Source organism: Brenneria tiliae (assembly GCF_023347575.1).
In the GTDB taxonomy this organism is placed as follows: domain Bacteria; phylum Pseudomonadota; class Gammaproteobacteria; order Enterobacterales; family Enterobacteriaceae; genus Brenneria; species Brenneria corticis.
Window position 1 is genome coordinate 201,901 of record NZ_JAKPCB010000100.1, and the last position, 20,090, is coordinate 221,990.

Annotated in this window: 15 protein-coding genes; 13 read left to right on the forward strand and 2 right to left on the reverse strand. The window is 57.6% G+C overall.

The genetic code is table 11. The features are described from left to right. Positions 1-106: 106 nt before the first annotated feature. A complete protein-coding gene (gene mog / locus MFP24_RS16170; protein ID WP_249231312.1) occupies positions 107-694 on the forward strand; it encodes a molybdopterin adenylyltransferase in 588 nt (195 codons plus the stop codon). Between the two features lie 123 nt (positions 695-817). Continuing rightward, a complete protein-coding gene (locus tag MFP24_RS16175; protein ID WP_249231311.1) occupies positions 818-2,164 on the forward strand; it encodes an MFS transporter in 1,347 nt (448 codons plus the stop codon). A 63-nt stretch (positions 2,165-2,227) separates the two neighbouring features. On the opposite strand, the gene satP is transcribed toward MFP24_RS16175, so the two are convergent. After that, positions 2,228-2,800: an acetate uptake transporter gene (satP, locus tag MFP24_RS16180; protein WP_249231310.1), complete on the reverse strand. Its 573-nt coding sequence runs from the start codon at positions 2,798-2,800 to the stop codon at positions 2,228-2,230. 408 nt (positions 2,801-3,208) lie between these two features. On the opposite strand from satP, the gene dnaK reads away from it, so the two are divergent. After that, the gene (dnaK, locus tag MFP24_RS16185) at positions 3,209-5,125 is read left to right on the forward strand and encodes a molecular chaperone DnaK (protein ID WP_249231309.1); all 1,917 of its coding nucleotides are present in this window, start codon (positions 3,209-3,211) and stop codon (positions 5,123-5,125) included. Positions 5,126-5,238: 113 nt separating this feature from the next. Continuing rightward, positions 5,239-6,372, forward strand: a complete 1,134-nt coding sequence (gene dnaJ, locus MFP24_RS16190; RefSeq protein WP_249231308.1) for a molecular chaperone DnaJ — start codon at positions 5,239-5,241, stop codon at positions 6,370-6,372. A 132-nt stretch (positions 6,373-6,504) separates the two neighbouring features. On the opposite strand, the gene rpsT is transcribed toward dnaJ, so the two are convergent. After that, positions 6,505-6,768 carry a 30S ribosomal protein S20 gene (gene rpsT, locus MFP24_RS16195; RefSeq protein WP_009111382.1) on the reverse strand — a complete coding sequence of 88 codons (264 nt, stop codon included), beginning with the start codon at positions 6,766-6,768 and terminating at the stop codon, positions 6,505-6,507. Between the two features lie 413 nt (positions 6,769-7,181). Here rpsT and ribF point away from each other — a divergent pair, with 413 nt between their 5' ends. The 9 genes from ribF to MFP24_RS16240 all read left to right on the forward strand — a co-directional run bounded on the left by ribF (position 7,182) and on the right by MFP24_RS16240 (position 19,979). Then, positions 7,182-8,123 carry a bifunctional riboflavin kinase/FAD synthetase gene (gene ribF, locus MFP24_RS16200; RefSeq protein ID WP_249231307.1) on the forward strand — a complete coding sequence of 314 codons (942 nt, stop codon included), beginning with the start codon at positions 7,182-7,184 and terminating at the stop codon, positions 8,121-8,123. 32 nt (positions 8,124-8,155) lie between these two features. Then, a complete protein-coding gene (gene ileS / locus MFP24_RS16205; protein ID WP_249231306.1) occupies positions 8,156-10,969 on the forward strand; it encodes an isoleucine--tRNA ligase in 2,814 nt (937 codons plus the stop codon). Continuing rightward, positions 10,969-11,478, forward strand: coding sequence for a signal peptidase II (gene lspA / locus MFP24_RS16210; RefSeq protein ID WP_249231305.1), 510 nt, complete (start codon positions 10,969-10,971; stop codon positions 11,476-11,478). Before ileS ends, lspA begins: the two co-directional genes overlap by 1 nt. After that, positions 11,478-11,951: an FKBP-type peptidyl-prolyl cis-trans isomerase gene (gene fkpB, locus MFP24_RS16215; RefSeq protein WP_249231304.1), complete on the forward strand. Its 474-nt coding sequence runs from the start codon at positions 11,478-11,480 to the stop codon at positions 11,949-11,951. Before lspA ends, fkpB begins: the two co-directional genes overlap by 1 nt. Further along, the gene (gene ispH / locus MFP24_RS16220) at positions 11,932-12,882 is read left to right on the forward strand and encodes a 4-hydroxy-3-methylbut-2-enyl diphosphate reductase (RefSeq protein ID WP_249231303.1); all 951 of its coding nucleotides are present in this window, start codon (positions 11,932-11,934) and stop codon (positions 12,880-12,882) included. Before fkpB ends, ispH begins: the two co-directional genes overlap by 20 nt. Before the next feature lie 275 nt (positions 12,883-13,157). Continuing rightward, entirely contained in the window at positions 13,158-13,982 is an 825-nt protein-coding gene (gene dapB / locus MFP24_RS16225; RefSeq protein WP_249231302.1) for a 4-hydroxy-tetrahydrodipicolinate reductase, read from the forward strand. A 447-nt stretch (positions 13,983-14,429) separates the two neighbouring features. Beyond that, entirely contained in the window at positions 14,430-15,578 is a 1,149-nt protein-coding gene (gene carA / locus MFP24_RS16230) for a glutamine-hydrolyzing carbamoyl-phosphate synthase small subunit (protein ID WP_369075410.1), read from the forward strand. A 14-nt stretch (positions 15,579-15,592) separates the two neighbouring features. Further along, on the forward strand, positions 15,593-18,817 hold the full coding sequence (gene carB / locus MFP24_RS16235; protein WP_249231300.1) for a carbamoyl-phosphate synthase large subunit: 3,225 nt from the start codon (positions 15,593-15,595) through the stop codon (positions 18,815-18,817). Positions 18,818-19,046: 229 nt separating this feature from the next. Then, positions 19,047-19,979: an SDR family oxidoreductase gene (locus tag MFP24_RS16240; protein ID WP_249231299.1), complete on the forward strand. Its 933-nt coding sequence runs from the start codon at positions 19,047-19,049 to the stop codon at positions 19,977-19,979. The last annotated feature ends 111 nt before the right edge of the window (positions 19,980-20,090 follow it).

A 20,090-nucleotide genomic window follows, 5' to 3' on the forward strand; every position in this document is an offset into this window, starting at 1 on the left:
GGCGGCATCCCGATATGGCGAAGCCTGGCGGTGCTGCGGCGATTTAGCCGCTCGAAGCAGACAATATCCTGATAAAATTGGGTTTTCATTTTCCAGGAGTCCTCTTATGAACGTATTGCATGTGGGATTGGTATCGGTTTCCGATCGGGCGTCCGGCGGTGTTTATCAGGATAAAGGCATTCCGGCGCTGGAAACGTGGTTGACGGCCGCGTTAACCACCCCCTTTGAAATCGAAACCCGCCTGTTGCCGGACGAGCAGCCGTTGATTGAGCAAACGCTATGTGAACTGGTTGATGAGCGTGGCTGTCATCTGGTGCTCACCACGGGCGGCACCGGGCCGGCGCGTCGCGATGTGACGCCCGACGCGACGCTGGCCGTCGCCGATCGCGTAATGCCGGGCTTTGGCGAACAGATGCGCCAGATCAGCCTGCAATTTGTACCGACGGCGATTCTGTCCAGACAGGTGGGGGTGATTCGCAAACATGCGCTGATTCTTAATCTGCCGGGGCAGCCCAAATCCATTAAAGAAACGCTGGAAGGGCTGAAAGATAGCGACGGCAACGCCGTCGTCGCCGGGATTTTCGCCAGTATTCCCTATTGTATCCAGCTGCTGGAAGGGCCTTACATTGAAACCGATCCGCGCGTCGTAGCAGCTTTTCGTCCTAAAAATGCCATCCGCGAAATAAAAAACTGAAGTTTGGCGATTTCAAACATAAGATTCAGCTTTGCTGGTGTATCAGAATTTTGCCGCTATAGTAATTTTTGCTTTACACAAGACGGTAAAATTTTATTTCCACTCTGGCATTGCGCGGTATTTATGAATCACGAGCAGCATCAATCTCACCAAGGGCAGCGCCGGTTAAACCGGCAGGATTACAAAACGCTTTCTCTGGCGGCGCTGGGCGGCGCGCTGGAGTTCTATGACTTTATTATTTTCGTCTTTTTCGCGGCGGTTATCGGGGATCTCTTTTTCCCGGCGGATATTCCCGAATGGCTGCGTCAGGTTCAGACCTTCGGCATTTTCGCCGCCGGGTATCTGGCCCGTCCGCTGGGCGGCATTATCATGGCCCACTTCGGCGATCTGGTCGGGCGTAAAAAAATGTTCAGCCTGAGCATCTTGCTGATGGCGTTGCCGACGCTGGCGATGGGGATGCTGCCGACCTATGAAGCCATCGGGATTGCCGCGCCGTTATTACTGCTGCTGATGCGCGTGCTGCAGGGCGCGGCGATCGGCGGCGAGGTGCCCGGCGCGTGGGTGTTTGTGGCGGAACACGTTCCCCGTTCCCGCATCGGTTTTGCCTGCGGAACCTTGACGGCCGGCCTGACGATGGGGATTTTACTGGGATCGCTGGTCGCCACCTTATTGAATACCGTGCTGACGCCGGCGCAGATGTCGGGCGGCGGCTGGCGGCTGCCTTTCTTTATCGGCGGAATTTTTGGCCTGGTGGCCATGTATCTGCGTCGCTGGCTGCAGGAAACGCCGATTTTTACCGCCATGAGGGCGCAAAAAAAGCTGGCGGAGGAGATGCCGCTGAAATCGGTGGTGCTGAAACATAAAAGAGCGGTGGCGGTGTCGATGCTGCTTACCTGGATGCTGTCCGCCTGTATTGTGGTGGTGATTCTGATGGCGCCCACCTATCTGCAAAAAGTTCACGGCATTTCCGCGGCGCTGGCGCTACAGGCGAACTGCCTGGCCACTATCGCCCTGATGTTCGGCTGCGTTATCGCCGGTTTGCTGAGCGACCGCTTCGGCGCCAGTAAGGTTTTCATCTGCGGCAGTCTGTTGCTGGCGGCGTGCAGCTGGTTTTTCTACCGCACGGCGGCAGGCGATACGGAGTGGCTGTTCGTCGGCTATGCGCTCGCCGGGCTGAGCGTCGGCGTGGTGGGGGCGGTGCCTTACGTGATGGTGCGCGCTTTTCCGGCTGAGGTCCGCTTTTCCGGGATCTCGTTTTCCTATAACGTGGCTTACGCTATTTTCGGCGGCCTGACGCCGATTTTCGTCACGGTGATTATGAAGGTAACGCCGCTGGCGCCGGCCTGGTACGTGCTGGCGCTGTCCGGCGTCGGGGTGCTGCTGGGAATCTATTTACAGCGCGATCTGAATAGCGAGCAGGCCGGCAAGGCGCCGGAGGCGGAGCCTACCCGTTCGCCGGTCGGTATTTAATCCCGGTTGGCCACTCCCCGCCGCGCAGGGAGTGACGCCATTGTCTTAAACCGTATTGCGTACTTAGTGCGCGCCGCGCGCGCCGATGGGCAGGACTTTACGACCGAACTGTTCGTTCAGCACTTCCGCCATCGCCAGATAAATCGCGCTGGCGCCGCAGATAATGCCTTCGAAACCGGCAAAGGTCAGCAGCGCATGGTTGCCGGTAAAATTGCCGACGGCCAGTAACGCGAAAAGCAGCGTCAGGCTGGCAAACACAAACTGCAACGCCAGGTTGGCGCGTAAGGTTCCGAAGAACATAAACAGCGTGAACACCCCCCACAGGCCGAGGAAGACGCCCAGGAACTGAGGATCGCTGGCTTCGGCCAGGCCCATTTTCGGCAATATAAGAATAGCGACCAACGTCAGCCAGAAAGCGCCGTAAGAGGTGAATGCGGTAGCGCCGAAGGTATTGCCTTTTTTATATTCCAGTAATCCGGCCAGAATCTGGGCGATACCGCCGTAGAAAATGCCCATGCTGAGGATAATGGAAGAAAGCGGGAAAAAGCCTGCGTTGTGCAGGTTTAATAAAATAGTGGTCATCCCGAAGCCCATCAGCCCTAACGGACCGGGATTCGCCAACGTGTTTGCGCTCATAAAACCTCTGCAATAACAGATTATCAAAATAGATGTCGTTTAAGGTGTTATTGCCCGTGATAGCGACGGAAGCGTACCCCGTTTTACCAGCGAGCGCGGCATCATATCCGGCGCGTTGAGCGGACACAACATGGCGAATGCGGAATAGTTTGATTGAACAGGGCATAAAGGTCATTTTTTTTCATATCCCCCCTTGATGATGGAATTGTTGACCCCATCTTATTTTCAACCAAAACGGTTTGACCAAATCAAAAAGGGTTTATGTCGGCTCGTCACGCTAGCGCGGCGTCTTGGAAATATCAGGCCGCGCCGGTGGAAAATGTTGTTGTGCAGTTGAAAAATGACATTGCGTCCGCATAGTAGGTTGAACTACCACACCGAATATGACTTTTTAGTGGAGATGTTTAGATGGGTAAGATTATTGGTATCGACCTTGGTACGACCAACTCTTGTGTAGCGATTATGGACGGTACGCAGGTTAAAGTACTGGAAAACAGCGAAGGCGATCGCACCACGCCTTCAATCATTGCTTATACCCAAGACGGTGAGACTCTGGTTGGCCAACCGGCTAAACGTCAGGCGGTGACTAACCCGAAAAATACGCTGTTCGCGATTAAGCGTCTGATCGGCCGTCGTTTCAAAGATGAAGAAGTTCAGCGCGATACCAACATCATGCCGTATAAAATCATCGCGGCTGATAATGGCGATGCCTGGCTGGAAGTGAAAGATCAGAAGCTGGCTCCGCCGCAGATTTCAGCGGAAGTGCTGAAAAAAATGAAGAAAACGGCGGAAGACTACCTGGGCGAGCCGGTAACCGAAGCGGTTATCACCGTTCCGGCCTACTTCAACGATGCTCAGCGCCAGGCGACCAAAGACGCCGGCCGTATCGCCGGTCTGGAAGTGAAGCGTATTATCAACGAACCGACCGCCGCCGCGCTGGCGTACGGCCTGGATAAAGAAGTGGGCAACCGCACCATTGCCGTCTATGACCTGGGCGGCGGTACCTTCGATATCTCTATTATCGAAATCGATGAGGTTGACGGCGAAAAAACCTTTGAAGTTCTGGCGACCAACGGTGACACCCACCTGGGCGGCGAAGACTTCGACAGCCGTTTGATCAACTATCTGGTTGACGAATTCAAGAAAGAGCAGGGCTTCGACCTGCGTAACGATCCGCTGGCGATGCAGCGTCTGAAAGAAGCGGCGGAAAAAGCCAAGATTGAGCTCTCTTCCGCGCAGCAGACCGACGTCAACCTGCCGTACATCACCGCGGATGCGACCGGCCCGAAACACCTGAACATCAAAGTGACGCGCGCCAAACTGGAGTCTTTGGTTGAAGATTTGGTCAACCGTTCTCTGGAACCGCTGAAAGTCGCGCTGAAAGACGCCGGCCTGTCCGTGTCGCAGATTCAGGACGTTATTCTGGTTGGCGGTCAGACCCGTATGCCGCTGGTACAGAAGAAAGTGGCTGATTTCTTCGGCAAAGAACCGCGTAAAGACGTCAACCCGGATGAAGCGGTGGCTATCGGCGCAGCGGTTCAGGGCGGCGTGTTGTCCGGCGACGTGAAAGACGTTCTGCTGCTGGACGTTACCCCGCTGTCGCTGGGTATCGAAACCATGGGCGGCGTGATGACGGCGCTGATTACCAAGAACACCACTATCCCGACGAAACACAGCCAGGTGTTCTCTACGGCGGAAGATAACCAGTCCGCGGTGACGATTCATGTTCTGCAGGGTGAACGTAAACGCGCCCAGGATAACAAGTCCCTGGGACAGTTTAACCTGGACGGCATTCAGCCTGCGCCGCGCGGTTTGCCGCAGATCGAAGTTACCTTCGACATCGATGCCGACGGTATCCTGCACGTTTCCGCGAAAGATAAAAACAGCGGCCGCGAGCAGAAAATCACCATTAAGGCCTCTTCCGGTCTGAATGAGGACGAGATCCAGAAAATGGTGCGCGATGCCGAAGCGAACGCGGAATCCGACCGTAAGTTTGAGGAGCTGGTGCAGACCCGCAACCAGGGCGATCACCTGTTGCACAGCACGCGCAAGCAGCTGGAAGAAGTCGGCGATAATCTGGCCGCCGATGATAAAACCGCCATTGACGACGCCCTGAAAGCGCTGGAAAGTGCGCTGAAAGGCGAAGACAAGGCCGATATCGAAGCGAAGATCCAGGCGCTGGTTCAGGTTTCCGGCAAACTGCTGGAAGCCTCTCAGCAGCAGGCTCAGGCCGGCGCGGGCGCTGAAGGCGCGGCGGATGACGCCGCTCGTAAAGACGACGACGTGGTCGATGCCGAGTTTGAAGAAGTAAAAGATAAAAAGTAATTGCCCTGAGCGGGCACGGTAGCGGTCAGTAGTAGATACTGTTGCTGGCAACCAGCACGGGCGTCGAGGAAACTCTGCGCCCGTGCACGTATGTTGAGGGCAGGAAAAAAAGAATGGCGAAGCAAGACTATTACGAGATTTTAGGCGTTGCTAAAGATGCGGACGAGCGTGAAATCAAGAAGGCTTATAAACGTCTGGCGATGAAGTATCACCCGGATCGTAATTCTGGTGAGAAAGAAGCCGAGGCGCGATTTAAAGAGATCAAGGAAGCCTACGAGATCCTCACCGACTCACAGAAACGAGCCGCTTACGATCAGTACGGCCATGCCGCGTTTGAACAAGGCGGCATGGGCGGCGGCGGTGGTTTTAGCGGCGGCGGCGCCGATTTCGGTGATATCTTTGGCGACGTTTTCGGCGATATTTTTGGCGGCGGTCGCCGCCAGCGCGCGAGCCGCGGCTCCGACTTACGCTACAACATGGAGCTGTCGCTGGAAGAAGCCGTCCGCGGCGTCACCAAAGAGATCCGTATTCCCACGCTGGAAGAGTGTGATGCCTGCCACGGCAGCGGGGCGAAACCGGGCAGTTCGCCCGTCACCTGTCCCACCTGTCACGGCAACGGCCAGGTGCAAATGCGCCAGGGCTTCTTTACCGTGCAGCAGGCCTGTCCGCACTGCCACGGCCGCGGCAAGATCATTAAAGATCCCTGCGTTAAATGCCACGGTCACGGCCGGGTGGAAAAGAGTAAAACGCTGTCGGTGAAGATCCCGGCCGGGGTGGATACCGGCGACCGCATCCGTTTGTCCGGCGAAGGGGAAGCGGGGGAGCACGGCGCGCCGGCGGGCGATTTGTATGTGCAGGTTCAGGTGAAAGCGCATCCGATTTTCCAGCGCGAAGAAAACAACCTGTACTGTGAGGTGCCGATCAACTTCGCCATGGCGGCGCTGGGCGGAGAAATTGAAGTGCCGACGCTGGATGGCCGGGTGAAGCTGAAAGTTCCCGCCGAAACGCAAACCGGCAAGCTGTTCCGCATGCGCGGCAAGGGCGTGAAGTCGGTACGGGGCGGCGCCCAGGGCGATCTGCTGTGCCGGGTGGTGGTGGAAACCCCCGTCAGCCTGAATGAGCGGCAAAGAGAGCTATTGCAGGAGCTGGCGGAAAGCTTCGGCGGTCCGTCGGGCGACAGAAACAGCCCGCGTTCCAAAAGTTTCTTCGACGGCGTGAAGAAGTTTTTTGACGATCTGACGCGCTGACGTTTTTATCGCCAGCGGGATAAGACGGAAAAACCGGTCGCGAATCAGCGGCCGGTTTTTTTGCTCTGACGACAGACATAAAAAAACCGGCCTAAGCCGGTTTCTTTAACCACAATAATACGCGAAAAGCGATTATTGCATGGCGTTGATGCGCGCAACCAGATTGGATTTATGACGTGCAGCTTTGTTTTTGTGGATCAGGCCTTTGCTTGCCTGACGATCCACGATCGGTTGCATATCATTAAACGCATTCTGTGCCGCTTCTTTATCGCCAGTCGCGATCGCCGCGTATACTTTCTTGATGAAAGTACGCATCATCGAGCGACGGCTTGCGTTATGCTTGCGGCGCTTCTCAGATTGTACGGCGCGTTTCTTAGCTGATTTGATATTAGCCAAGGTCCAACTCCCAAATATATTCTATCGAGGACAATTCAAAGGCCGAGGAATATGCCCTTTTAGCCTTCGTTTGTCAATGGATTTGTGCAAATAAGCGCCGTTTGTACGTCGACGCTTGTTACGTTGTGATGGCGCAGGATTTTAACAGCTTCACGCGGTGGAATACAGCTTTTCGCATGATAAATTCACCTTAAGGCGATTAAAGCGCGATAAAACAATTAATCACGGCGAAAACCCCGTCGGAATAGCCCGCTTGTCGCCGCTATTCGCCGACGATCCGTCCAAAAACCGCCAAAATAGCGGCAGTATCCGCAAGACCGGCGGTAAAAGGCGCGAATCGCGGGTTAACCTTACTCGCTGTACAAGGTATAATCCGCCGGTTTCCAATTTAACCCATTTGTTCTGAGCCAGCCATGCAGCTAATACGCGGTATACACAATCTTCGGGCACACCATTATGGCTGTGTGCTCACTATTGGTAATTTTGACGGCGTGCATCGCGGGCATCAGATGCTGCTTGAGCGTTTGAAGCAGGAAGGCCGCGCGCGCGGACTTCCTGTCATGGTGATGATTTTCGAACCTCAGCCTTTGGAGCTGTTTTCCGCCGAGAAGGCGCCGGCGCGGCTGACTCGTCTGCGCGATAAAGTGAACTATCTGCGGAAAGCCGGCGTGGACTACCTGCTGTGCGTGCGGTTTGACGCCCACTTCGCCGCCAACCATGCTCAAACTTTTGTTTCCACCCTGCTGGTGGAAAAGCTGGGCGTCAGGTTTTTGGTAGTGGGGGATGACTTCCGCTTCGGGGCTGGTCGCGAAGGCGATTTCCTGTTATTACAGAAAGCGGGCCGGGAGGCGGGTTTTAACGTTATCAGCACCGCGTCATTCTGCAACGACGGCAAGCGCGTGAGCAGCACCGCGGTGCGCGAAGCGCTCTACAATGACGATTTGGCGCTGGCGGAAAGCCTGTTGGGGCATCCCTACAGCATTTCCGGGCGCGTGGTTCATGGTAACGAGCTGGGGCGAACCATCGGTTTCCCCACCGCCAATCTGCCTCTAAAACGCCAGGTGTCGCCGGTGGGCGGGGTTTATGCCGTCAGCGTTTATGGCCTGGGGGATAAGCCGTTGCCGGGCGTGGCCAATATCGGTACGCGCCCGACGGTCACCGGAGACAAGCGCCAGCAGCTCGAAGTGCATTTGCTGGATGTGACGATGGATCTCTATGGCCGCCATATAGATGTGGCGCTACGCAAAAAGATACGTAATGAACAGCGTTTTGCTTCGCTTGAAGCGCTCAAGCAGCAAATCGCTGATGATGTGGTGACGGCCCGGGAGTTTTTCGGGTTAAAGACACCGGTTTAATTTTTCTAGCCGAAAACGAAATCGAGAATCTAATGAGTGACTATAAGACTACCCTGAATTTGCCGGAAACAGGGTTCCCGATGCGTGGCGATTTGGCCAAGCGTGAACCTGACATGCTGAAACGTTGGTATGAACAGGATCTGTACGGGATTATTCGCCGTGCTAAAAAGGGCAAAAAAACCTTTATTCTGCACGATGGCCCGCCGTATGCGAATGGCAACATTCATATCGGTCACTCAGTCAATAAAATTCTGAAAGATATTATCGTCAAGTCGAAAACCCTGGCCGGCTATGACTCGCCGTATATCCCCGGCTGGGACTGCCACGGCCTGCCGATTGAGCTGAAGGTTGAACAGCTTATCGGTAAGCCGGGCGAGAAGGTCAGCGCCGCGGAATTCCGCGCCGAGTGCCGCAAATACGCGGCCGAGCAGGTTGCCGGTCAAAAGAAAGACTTTATCCGTCTCGGCGTGCTGGGCGACTGGGATCATCCCTACCTGACGATGGACTTCGCGACCGAAGCCAACATCATTCGCGCGCTGGGCCAAATTATCGCCAACGGCCACCTGCATAAAGGGGCCAAGCCGGTTCACTGGTGCGCCGACTGCGGTTCCGCCCTGGCGGAAGCGGAAGTGGAATACTACGACAAAACCTCGCCTTCCATCGACGTGGCGTTTAACGCCATCGATGCCGCGGCGGTTAGCGCCAAATTCGGCGTCAGCCGGGTAGAAGGGCCGCTTGCGCTGGTTATCTGGACCACCACGCCGTGGACGCTGCCGGCTAACCGCGCCATCTCCCTCAACGCTGAATTCACCTATCAACTGGTGCAGGTGGAAGGCCGGGCGTTGATTCTGGCGGCGGATCTGGTGGAAAGCGTGATGAAACGCATCGGCGTCAGCCACTGGACCGTGCTGGGCGAATGCAGCGGCCGCGATCTCGAACTGCTGCGTTTTCAGCATCCGTTCCTGGCGTTCGACGTGCCGGCGATCCTGGGCGACCACGTGACGCTGGACGCGGGCACCGGCGCGGTGCATACCGCGCCGGGACACGGTCCGGACGACTATGTCATCGGTCAGCAATACGGGCTGGAGGTCGCCAATCCGGTGGGGCCGAACGGCTGCTACCTGAGCGGCACCTATCCGGAACTGGACGGCAAGTTTGTCTTTAAGGCCAATGACACCGTCGTCGAGATCCTGCGCCAGCGCGGCGCGCTGCTGCACGTGGAAAAACTGCTGCACAGCTATCCGTGCTGCTGGCGCCATAAAACGCCGATCATTTTCCGCGCCACCCCGCAGTGGTTTATCAGCATGGATCAGCAAGGGCTGCGTAAGCAGTCGCTGGCCGAAATCAAAGGCGTACAGTGGATCCCGGACTGGGGCCAGGCGCGTATCGAATCGATGGTCGCCAACCGACCCGACTGGTGTATTTCCCGTCAGCGCACCTGGGGCGTGCCGATGTCGCTCTTCGTCCATAAAGAGACGGAAGAACTGCATCCGCGCACCGGCGAGCTGATCGAAGCGGTCGCCAAACGCGTGGAGCAGGACGGCATTCAGGCCTGGTGGGATCTCGACCCGGCCGAACTGCTCGGCGCCGACGCGGCGGACTATGTGAAAGTCCCTGATACGCTGGACGTCTGGTTCGACTCGGGATCGACCAGCCGCTCGGTGGTGGACGTGCGCCCCGAGTTCGGCGGCCACGCGGCGGATATGTATCTGGAAGGTTCCGACCAGCACCGCGGCTGGTTTATGTCATCGCTGATGATTTCGACGGCGATCAAGGGCAAGGCGCCCTACCGTCAGGTATTGACCCACGGCTTCACCGTCGACGGTCAGGGCCGCAAGATGTCCAAATCCATCGGCAACACCGTCAGCCCGCAGGATGTGATGAACAAGCTGGGGGGCGATATTCTGCGGCTGTGGATCGGTTCGACCGACTACTCCGGCGAAATCGCGGTGTCCGATGAGATTCTGAAGCGTTCCGCGGACGCCTACCGCCGTATTCGCAACACCGCGCGCTTCCTGCTGGCCAACCTGAACGGTTTTGATCCGCGGACGGATATGGTTAAGCCGGAAGAGATGGTGGTGCTGGATCGCTGGGCGGTCGGCCGCGCCAAAGCCGCGCAGGAAGAGATTACCGAAGCCTACGACAGCTATGATTTCCACCGCGTGGTTCAGCGTCTGATGCAGTTCTGCTCTATCGAGATGGGCTCGTTCTATCTCGATATCATCAAGGATCGCCAGTATACGGCGAAAGGCGACAGCGTGGCCCGCCGCAGCTGCCAGACGGCGCTGTATCATATTGCGGAAGCGCTGGTGCGCTGGATGGCGCCCATCCTCTCCTTTACCGCGGATGAAATCTGGGCGTATCTGCCGGGCGAGCGCGCGCAATACGTATTTACCGAAGAGTGGTATGACGGCCTGTTTGGTCTGGATACGGCGGAAACCATGAATGACGCTTTCTGGGCGGATATTCTGCAGGTACGCAGTGAAGTGAATAAGGCGATCGAGCAGGCGCGTAACGACAAGCGTATCGGTGGATCGCTGGAAGCCTCGGTCACGCTGTACGCCGACGCGGACCTGGCCGGTAAGCTTAATCGGCTGCATCAGGAGCTGCATTTCGCCCTGCTGACCTCGAAAGCCCGGGTCGAGGGGTATGAAAACGCGTCGGCCGACGCGCAGGCCACGGAACTACCTGGATTGAAAATTGCCTTAAGCAAGGCGGAAGGGCATAAGTGTCCGCGCTGCTGGCATTATGAGTCGGATATCGGCAGCAACCCCGATCATCCCGATATTTGCGGTCGCTGCGCGACCAACGTCGGCGGCAAAGGCGAAGAGCGTAAATTTGTCTGATGAATAAATCGATCTGTTCGAGCGGATTGCGCTGGCTGTGGCTGGCGCTGGTAGTTTTGGTTGTCGACCTCGGCAGCAAGCAGTGGATTTTAGCCCACTTCGCGCTGGGGGATACGCAGCCGCTGGTTCCCTATCTGAACCTGCACTATGCGCGCAATTATGGCGCGGCGTTCAGTTTTCTGGCGGACAAGGGCGGCTGGCAGCGCTGGTTTTTTGCCGGTATCGCCATCGCCATCGTTATCGCCCTGCTGGTGATGATGTATCGCGGCAGCGCGCGGCAGAAGCTGAACAATATCGCCTATGCGCTGATTATCGGCGGCGCCTTGGGCAACCTGTTTGATCGGATGTGGCATGGTTTTGTCGTGGACTTTATCGACTTCTATGTCGGTAGCTGGCATTTCGCCACCTTCAATCTGGCGGACAGCGCTATCTGTATCGGCGCCGCGCTGATTGTGCTGGAAGGCTTTTTCAACACCAATGATGACGCGGTCAAGCAAAAGGGTCACTGATGTCTGAGACTGTACAGAGCAACAGCGCTGTGCTGGTGCATTTTATCCTGACGCTGGAGGATGGTTCCGCGGCGGAGTCTACCCGTGAAAGCGGCAAACCCGCGCTGTTCCGCCTGGGCGACGGCAGCCTGTCCGCCGAACTGGAACGGCATCTGCTGGGATTGAGGCGGGGGGAGAAACGCAAGTTCACGCTGGCGCCGGAGTCCGCTTTCGGCGCCGAAAATCCCGACCTGATCCAGTTTTTCCTGCGTCGCGACTTTGCCGAGACCGGGGTGCCGGACGTGGGGACCATCATGTTGTTTAGCGGCATGGGCGGCAACGATATGCCGGGGATTATCCGTGAGGTGACGGAAGAGTCCGTCACCGTGGATTTCAACCATCCGCTGGCCGGCCGCTCGGTTACCTTCGATATGGAAATATTGGATATCGACCCATCTCGGCAGGAGGTTCCCCATGCAAATCTTGCTGGCTAATCCCCGTGGCTTTTGCGCCGGGGTTGATCGCGCCATCAGCATCGTCGAGCGGGCGCTGGAGATTTACGGCACCCCGATCTACGTGCGTCATGAAGTGGTGCATAACCGCTATGTGGTTAACGGGCTGCGCGAGCGCGGCGCGATATTTATCGAACAGATCGAGGAAGTGCCGGACGGCTCGATTCTGATTTTCTCGGCCCACGGCGTTTCGCAGGCGGTGCGCGCCGAGGCCAAAAATCGCGATCTGACCGTCTTTGACGCCACCTGTCCGCTGGTGACCAAGGTGCATATGGAAGTGGCGAGGGCCAGCCGCAAAGGCGTGGAGGCGATCCTGATCGGCCACGCCGGCCACCCGGAGGTCGAAGGCACCATGGGGCAGTACAGTAACGCGCGCGGCGGCATGTATCTGGTGGAGTCGCCCGAGGATGTCTGGCGCTTGCAGGTGAAGGACGAAAACAACCTCTGCTTTATGACGCAAACCACGCTGTCCGTTGATGATACCTCCGCGGTGATCGATGCGCTGCGCGAACGTTTTCCGCGCATTATCGGTCCGCGCAAAGACGATATTTGCTACGCCACCACCAATCGCCAGGAGGCGGTGCGCAATCTGGCGACTGACGCCGACGTGGTGCTGGTGGTCGGCTCCAGGAACTCTTCCAATTCCAATCGTCTGGCCGAACTGGCGCAGCGCGCGGGGAAAGCGGCTTATCTGATTGATGCCGCCGAGGACATTCAGGAAAGCTGGCTGAGCGGCATTACCCGCGTCGGGGTGACCGCGGGGGCGTCGGCGCCGGATATCCTGGTGCAGCAGGTCATCAAGCGCTTGCAGGCCCTGGGCGGAGAGATTGCCGTGGAAATGCAGGGGCGCGAAGAGAACATCGTCTTTGAGGTGCCCAAAGAGCTGCGCGTTGAAGTGAAGCAAATCGATTAACCTTGATGGCGGCGGGAGCGCGTTTTCGCTGCGCCGCCTCTTCCCCCATTCTCCCCGAATAAGCCCGATCGCCGATTAATTATCGGATAAAATGCATATTTATGCGTCATCGTGCTTAATGTGGCGGCGTAAGCGCTGGCGGCGGACAGGCTTTACGCGTTACCCTCTCTGCGCACATAATATTCTTATCCGCCTATTAAATCCGCTGGCGATAGGGCCTCACGCCCGTTAACCTAGCGTTATTTCATGACGAAATCAGCAAAGAGAGAGACATTATGCAGGATTCATCAATCATCCGTATCGCCGTTGCCGGTGCCGGCGGCCGTATGGGGCGTCAGCTTATTGCGGCGGTGGAGCAGGCGGAGGGCGCGGTATTGGGCGCCGCGCTGGAGCGTTCCGGATCGTCGCTGGCGGGGGTTGACGCCGGCGAACTGGCCGGGCTGGGCAAAACCGGCGTGACGGTGAGCGACAGCCTGGAGGCCGTGCGCGACGACTTCGATATCTTAATCGATTTTACCCGTCCTGAAGGCACGCTGGCCTATCTGGAATTTTGTCGTCAGCACCATAAGGGCATGATTATCGGCACCACCGGCTTTGATGAGCAGGGAAAAGCGGCTATTCGCGACGCCGCGCGGGAGATCGGCATTGTTTTCGCCGCTAACTTCAGCGTGGGCGTGAACGTGATGCTCAAGCTGCTGGAAAAAGCCGCCAAGGTGATGGGCGATTATAGCGATATCGAAATTATTGAGGCCCACCACCGGCACAAAGTGGATGCGCCTTCAGGAACGGCGCTGGCGATGGGTGAGGCGATTGCCGGCGCGCTGGGGCGCGATCTGAAAACCTGCGCCGTTTATGCCCGCGAAGGCCATACCGGCGAGCGCGATCCGCAAAGCATCGGTTTTGCCACCGTGCGGGCGGGCGATATCGTCGGCGAGCACACGGCGATGTTTGCCGATATCGGCGAGCGCGTCGAGATTACCCACAAGGCTTCCAGCCGTATGACCTTTGCCAATGGCGCGGTTAGGGCGGCAATCTGGGTTAAATCCAGAAAAGAGGGGCTTTTCGATATGCGAGATGTGCTTGGGTTGGATGATTTGTAAAAAATAAGTGGAATTTAAATAAGTATAAACAATTGATAAAAGTGGCGATTTTTTGTCGTTACTTTTATTTTTGTAGTTTTGTTTTTTATTTTTACATATCTGCGTTATTTTTCTCGTTTTTGTTGTTTTTTCTGGCCCGTTTTTCTATCCCGAAGCCGAAAAACGGAGCCTATTGAGTCATTCTCCCCTTTATTTTAACCATATGGGGTAGCAATCGTTTACTTTCCTTAGTTAACCTGCGTTTTTGCGGCGGTGGGCCGGCATTTATGCCATAAGCTATATAAATAAGGGAAAAAGTGCGGTTAAAGTGGACAATTTAGCCAGCCATCATTAAAATGCGCCCAATTTGCCAAAAATTTACCTTGCAGGTGGTTTTTGCGTTGATTTAGATCGATTAATCTGAATTAATATGCAAATAACATGATTTTTTATTCCTTGGAGGGTGTTTTGATTAAGTCAGCGCTATTGGTTCTGGAAGACGGAACCCAATTCCATGGCCGGGCCATCGGGGCGGAAGGCTCGGCAGTGGGAGAAGTGGTCTTCAATACGTCGATGACCGGATATCAAGAAATCCTTACCGATCCATCCTATTCCCGCCAGATCGTGACTCTCACTTATCCCCATATCGGTAACGTCGGCGCCAACGCGGCCGACGAAGAATCGCCCGCCATACAGGCTCAGGGCCTGGTCATTCGAGACCTGCCGCTGATTGCCAGTAACTACCGCAGCGAAGAGAGCCTGTCCGACTACCTCAAACGCCACAACATCGTCGCCATCGCCGATATCGATACCCGTAAGCTGACCCGCCTGCTGCGCGAGAAAGGCGCCCAGAGCGGCTGCATTATCGCCGGCGACGCGCCGGACGCCGCGCTGGCGCTGGAAAAAGCCCGGGCGTTTCCGGGGCTGAAGGGCATGGATCTGGCGAAAGAGGTCACCACGGCGGAAAGCTATGGCTGGACGCAGGGCAGCTGGACGCTGGAAGGCGGGCTGCCGGCGGCGCAAGCGGAGAGCGAACTGCCTTACCACGTGGTGGCTTACGACTACGGCGTGAAGCGCAACATTCTGCGCCTGCTGGTGGACAGAGGTTGCCGCCTGACGGTGGTGCCGGCGCAGACCCCGGCGGAGGAGGTGTTGAAGCTGAATCCGGACGGCATCTTCCTGTCGAACGGCCCGGGCGACCCGCAGCCTTGCGACTACGCCATTCGGGCGATTAAAACCTTTCTGGACACCGATATCCCGGTATTCGGCATCTGCCTCGGCCACCAGCTGCTGGCGCTGGCGAGCGGGGCGAAGACGGTCAAAATGAAGCTTGGCCACCACGGCGGCAACCATCCGGTAAAAGATCTGGATAATAATCGCGTGATGATTACCGCTCAGAACCACGGTTTTGCGGTGGATGAAAACGATCTGCCTGCCACCCTGCGGGTGACGCACAAATCGCTGTTCGACCACACGGTGCAGGGGATTCACCGCACCGACAAGGCGGCGTTCAGTTTTCAGGGGCACCCGGAAGCCAGCCCCGGCCCGCACGATGCGGCGCCGTTTTTCGACCACTTTATTGAATTGATCAAGACTTACCGTTCTTCAGCCGAATAATCAGGAGCGAGAAAATGCCAAAACGTACAGATATTAAAAGCATCCTGATTCTGGGCGCCGGCCCGATTGTTATCGGCCAGGCGTGCGAATTCGACTACTCGGGGGCGCAGGCCTGCAAGGCGCTGCGCGAAGAGGGCTACCGCGTCATTCTGGTGAACTCCAACCCGGCCACCATCATGACCGACCCGGAAATGGCCGATGCCACCTACATCGAGCCGATTCACTGGGAAGTGGTGCGCAAAATCATCGAGAAAGAGCGCCCGGACGCGGTGCTGCCGACCATGGGCGGCCAGACGGCGCTGAACTGCGCGCTGGAGCTGGAGCGTCAGGGCGTGCTGGCCGAATTCGGCGTCACCATGATCGGCGCCACCGCCGATGCGATTGATAAGGCCGAAGATCGCCGCCGCTTTGACGTGGCGATGAAGAAAATCGGCCTGGATACCGCCCGTTCCGGTATCGCGCACAATATGGAAGAGGCGCTGGCGGTGGCGGCCGAGGTCGGTTTCCCGTGCATTATCCGCCCCTCCTTTACCATGGGCGGCACCGGCGGCGGCATCGCCTATAACCGCGAAGAGTTCGAAGAGATCTGCGAGCGCGGCCTGGATCTGTCGCCCACCAAAGAATTGCTGATCGACGAATCGCTGATTGGCTGGAAAGAGTATGAAATGGAGGTGGTGCGCGATAAGAACGACAACTGCATCATCGTCTGCTCCATTGAAAACTTCGACGCCATGGGGATCCACACCGGCGACTCCATCACCGTTGCGCCGGCGCAAACCCTGACCGACAAAGAGTATCAAATCATGCGTAACGCCTCGATGGCGGTGCTGCGCGAGATCGGGGTGGAAACCGGCGGTTCGAACGTCCAGTTCGCGGTCAACCCGAAAAACGGCCGCCTGATCGTGATTGAGATGAATCCGCGGGTGTCGCGCTCCTCCGCGCTGGCATCCAAAGCCACCGGCTTCCCGATTGCGAAAATCGCCGCCAAGCTGGCGGTGGGCTACACGCTTGACGAGCTGATGAACGATATTACCGGCGGCCGTACGCCGGCCTCCTTTGAACCCTCCATCGACTATGTGGTTACCAAGATCCCGCGCTTCAACTTCGAGAAGTTCGCCGGCGCCAACGACCGCCTGACCACGCAGATGAAATCGGTGGGTGAAGTGATGGCTATCGGCCGCACGCAGCAGGAATCGTTGCAGAAAGCGCTGCGCGGCCTGGAAGTGGGGGTGAACGGATTCGATCCGAAAGTCGATTTGGACGATCCGCAGGCGCTGACTCAAATCCGCCGCGAGCTGAAGGATGCGGGCGCCGAGCGTATCTGGTATATCGCCGACGCTTTCCGCGCCGGCATGTCCGTCGACGGCGTATTCAACCTGACCAATGTCGACCGTTGGTTCCTGGTGCAGATTGAAGAGCTGGTGCGTCTGGAAGAGCAGGTGGCGGAAAAAGGCGTGAACGCGCTGGACGCCGACTTCCTGCGCCAGCTGAAGCGTAAAGGCTTTGCCGATGCGCGTCTGGCCGCGCTGGCCGGGGTGGCGGAAAGCGAAATACGCAAGCTGCGCGACAGGTTCGACCTGCACCCGGTGTATAAGCGCGTCGATACCTGCGCGGCGGAGTTCGCCACCGACACCGCGTACATGTATTCCACCTATGAGGAGGAGTGCGAAGCCAATCCGCATCAGGACCGCGACAAAATCATGGTGCTGGGCGGCGGGCCTAACCGTATCGGTCAGGGCATCGAGTTCGACTACTGCTGCGTTCATGCGTCGCTGGCGCTGCGCGAAGACGGTTATGAAACCATTATGGTCAACTGTAACCCGGAAACCGTCTCGACCGACTACGACACCTCCGACCGTCTGTACTTTGAGCCGGTGACGCTGGAGGACGTGCTGGAAATCGTGCGTATCGAGCAGCCTAAAGGGGTTATCGTGCAATACGGCGGCCAGACGCCGCTGAAGCTGGCGCGGGCGCTTGAAGCCGCCGGCGTGCCGGTTATCGGCACCAGCCCGGATGCCATCGACCGCGCCGAAGACCGTGAGCGTTTCCAGCAGGCGGTAGACCGTCTGAACCTGAAACAGCCGGCCAACGCCACGGTGGTGGCGATTGAGCAGGCGGTGGAAAAGGCGCGCGATATCGGCTATCCGCTGGTGGTGCGTCCCTCCTATGTGCTCGGCGGCCGGGCGATGGAGATCGTGTACGACGAAATCGATCTGCGTCGCTACTTCCAGAATGCGGTGGTGGTGTCCAACGATGCGCCGGTGCTGCTGGACCGCTTCCTGGACGACGCCATTGAAGTGGACGTGGACGCCATCTGTGACGGCGAGCGGGTGCTGATCGGCGGCATTATGGAGCACATCGAACAGGCGGGCGTTCACTCCGGCGACTCGGCCTGTTCGTTGCCGGCGTATACGCTGAGCAAGGAAATTCAGGACGTGATGCGCCGGCAGGTAGAGAAACTGGCGTTTGAGCTGGGGGTGCGCGGCCTGATGAACGTGCAGTTCGCCGTCAAAAACAACGAAGTCTATCTGATTGAAGTCAACCCGCGGGCGGCGCGTACCGTGCCGTTTGTTTCCAAGGCGACCGGCGTGCCGCTGGCGAAAGTCGCGGCGCGGGTGATGGTGGGCCAGACGCTGGCGCAGCAGGGGGTGACGAAAGAAGTGATCCCGCCTTACTACTCGGTGAAAGAGGTGGTGCTGCCGTTTAACAAATTCCCCGGCGTCGACCCGATTCTGGGGCCGGAAATGCGCTCCACCGGCGAGGTGATGGGCGTGGGCCGCACCTTCGCCGAAGCCTTCGCCAAAGCCATGCTGGGCAGCAACTCGCAGATGAAGAAATCCGGCCGGGCGCTGCTGTCGGTGCGTGAAGGCGACAAGGCGCGGGTGGTGGATCTGGCGGCGAAACTGCTCAAGCACGGCTTTGAGCTGGATGCGACGCACGGCACGGCCATTGAGCTGGGTGAAGCGGGGATTAATCCTCGCCTGGTGAACAAGGTGCATGAAGGGCGCCCGCACATTCAGGATCGCATCAAAAACGGCGAGTACGCCTATATCGTCAACACCACTGCGGGGCGCCAGGCGATTGAGGATTCCAAGCTGATCCGCCGCAGCGCGCTGCAATACAAGGTGCATTACGATACCACCATGAACGGCGGGTTCGCCACGGCGATGTCGTTAAACGCCGATCCCACCGAGAGAGTGATCTCGGTGCAGGAAATGCACGCCCTGGTGAAAGGCTGATTCCTTCCTGACCGGTAAAGCCGGCGTTGGCGATCAACGCTGGCTTTTTTTGAGTCGCCGAACTACGCTTTATCACTGTTCCCTCTTTATTTTTTTCTCCCTCCTAACTCCTTTTATTTTCTTCCTTTTTGGCGGTTTATTGCCGTGTTTCAGGAAAGTATCCAGATAATCGTCTACCCTTAAGCGTATTGTTTGAAGTTTTATGCGGTAAACAATATAAGAGGTGAGTATGAGTGTTAACCAGCAGGATCCAAGCTTAACCAAAGACGCGTTATCCCCATTAACCGGTAAAAATCCGACCGAGGCGTACCCCAAACCGCCTTTTGCAGATCAGCCCCAGACGCCGCCGGGATTGGCCAGCAAAATGAAACCCGTTCCCGATCATGGCGAAAAAAGCTACCGCGGCAGCGGGCGTCTTTCCGGCCGCAAGGCGTTGATCACCGGCGGCGATTCGGGGATCGGGCGCGCCGTCGCCATCGCTTACGCCCGGGAAGGGGCGGACGTGGCGATTAACTATCTGCCGGAAGAAGAATCCGATGCGCAGGAAGTGATTGCGCTGATTCGCGCCGAAGGGCGTACCGCCGTGGCCATCCCCGGCGATATCCGCACGGAGGCGTTCTGTCAGAGTCTGATCAAGGAAGCGGTGGAAAAGTTGGGCGGGCTGGATATTCTGGTTAACAATGCCGGACGTCAGCAATATAACGAGTCCATTGAGGCGCTGACCACGGAAGACTTTGACGCGACCTTTAAGACCAACGTGTATGCGCCGTTCTGGATCTCGAAAGCCGCGCTGGCGCATTTGTCGGCGGGCTCCGTCATCATCAACACCTCGTCGGTGCAGGCGTTTATCCCCAGCCCGATCCTGCTGGATTATGCCCAGACCAAAGCCTGTAATGTGGCGTTCACCAAGGCGCTGGCTAAACAGCTGGGGCCGAAGGGCATTCGCGTCAACGCGGTGGCGCCGGGGCCCTACTGGACGCCTTTACAGCCGAGCGGCGGTCAGCCCGAGGAAAAAGTGAGGGAGTTTGGCGGCGATAGCCCGTTGGGCCGCCCCGGTCAGCCGGCGGAGATTGCGCCGCTGTACGTGACGCTGGCCTCGGCGGAAAGCAGCTATTCCTCCGGCCAGGTATGGTGTTCCGACGGCGGGACGGGAACCCTCTAAGCCGCACAAAAGGCCCGCTCGGTGGGCCCATTAACGACCCCCTCCCAGCCTCCCCCTTGTCAGGGGGAGGAGCCAGCGTTTTTACTCCCTCTTCCTTGTCAGGGGGGAGAG

Bases quoted from the DNA above. Each gene is read 5' to 3' on its own strand.
- ileS (WP_249231306.1), top strand. From the start codon at position 8,156: ATGAGTGACTATAAGACTACCCTGAATTTGCCGGAAACAGGGTTCCCG.
- ribF (WP_249231307.1), top strand. From the start codon at position 7,182: ATGCAGCTAATACGCGGTATACACAATCTTCGGGCACACCATTATGGC.
- lspA (WP_249231305.1), top strand. From the start codon at position 10,969: ATGAATAAATCGATCTGTTCGAGCGGATTGCGCTGGCTGTGGCTGGCG.
- dapB (WP_249231302.1), top strand. From the start codon at position 13,158: ATGCAGGATTCATCAATCATCCGTATCGCCGTTGCCGGTGCCGGCGGC.
- ispH (WP_249231303.1), top strand. From the start codon at position 11,932: ATGCAAATCTTGCTGGCTAATCCCCGTGGCTTTTGCGCCGGGGTTGAT.
- mog (WP_249231312.1), top strand. From the start codon at position 107: ATGAACGTATTGCATGTGGGATTGGTATCGGTTTCCGATCGGGCGTCC.
- MFP24_RS16240 (WP_249231299.1), top strand. From the start codon at position 19,047: ATGAGTGTTAACCAGCAGGATCCAAGCTTAACCAAAGACGCGTTATCC.
- carB (WP_249231300.1), top strand. From the start codon at position 15,593: ATGCCAAAACGTACAGATATTAAAAGCATCCTGATTCTGGGCGCCGGC.
- MFP24_RS16175 (WP_249231311.1), top strand. From the start codon at position 818: ATGAATCACGAGCAGCATCAATCTCACCAAGGGCAGCGCCGGTTAAAC.
- dnaK (WP_249231309.1), top strand. From the start codon at position 3,209: ATGGGTAAGATTATTGGTATCGACCTTGGTACGACCAACTCTTGTGTA.
- fkpB (WP_249231304.1), top strand. From the start codon at position 11,478: ATGTCTGAGACTGTACAGAGCAACAGCGCTGTGCTGGTGCATTTTATC.
- dnaJ (WP_249231308.1), top strand. From the start codon at position 5,239: ATGGCGAAGCAAGACTATTACGAGATTTTAGGCGTTGCTAAAGATGCG.
- satP (WP_249231310.1), bottom strand. From the start codon at position 2,800: ATGAGCGCAAACACGTTGGCGAATCCCGGTCCGTTAGGGCTGATGGGC.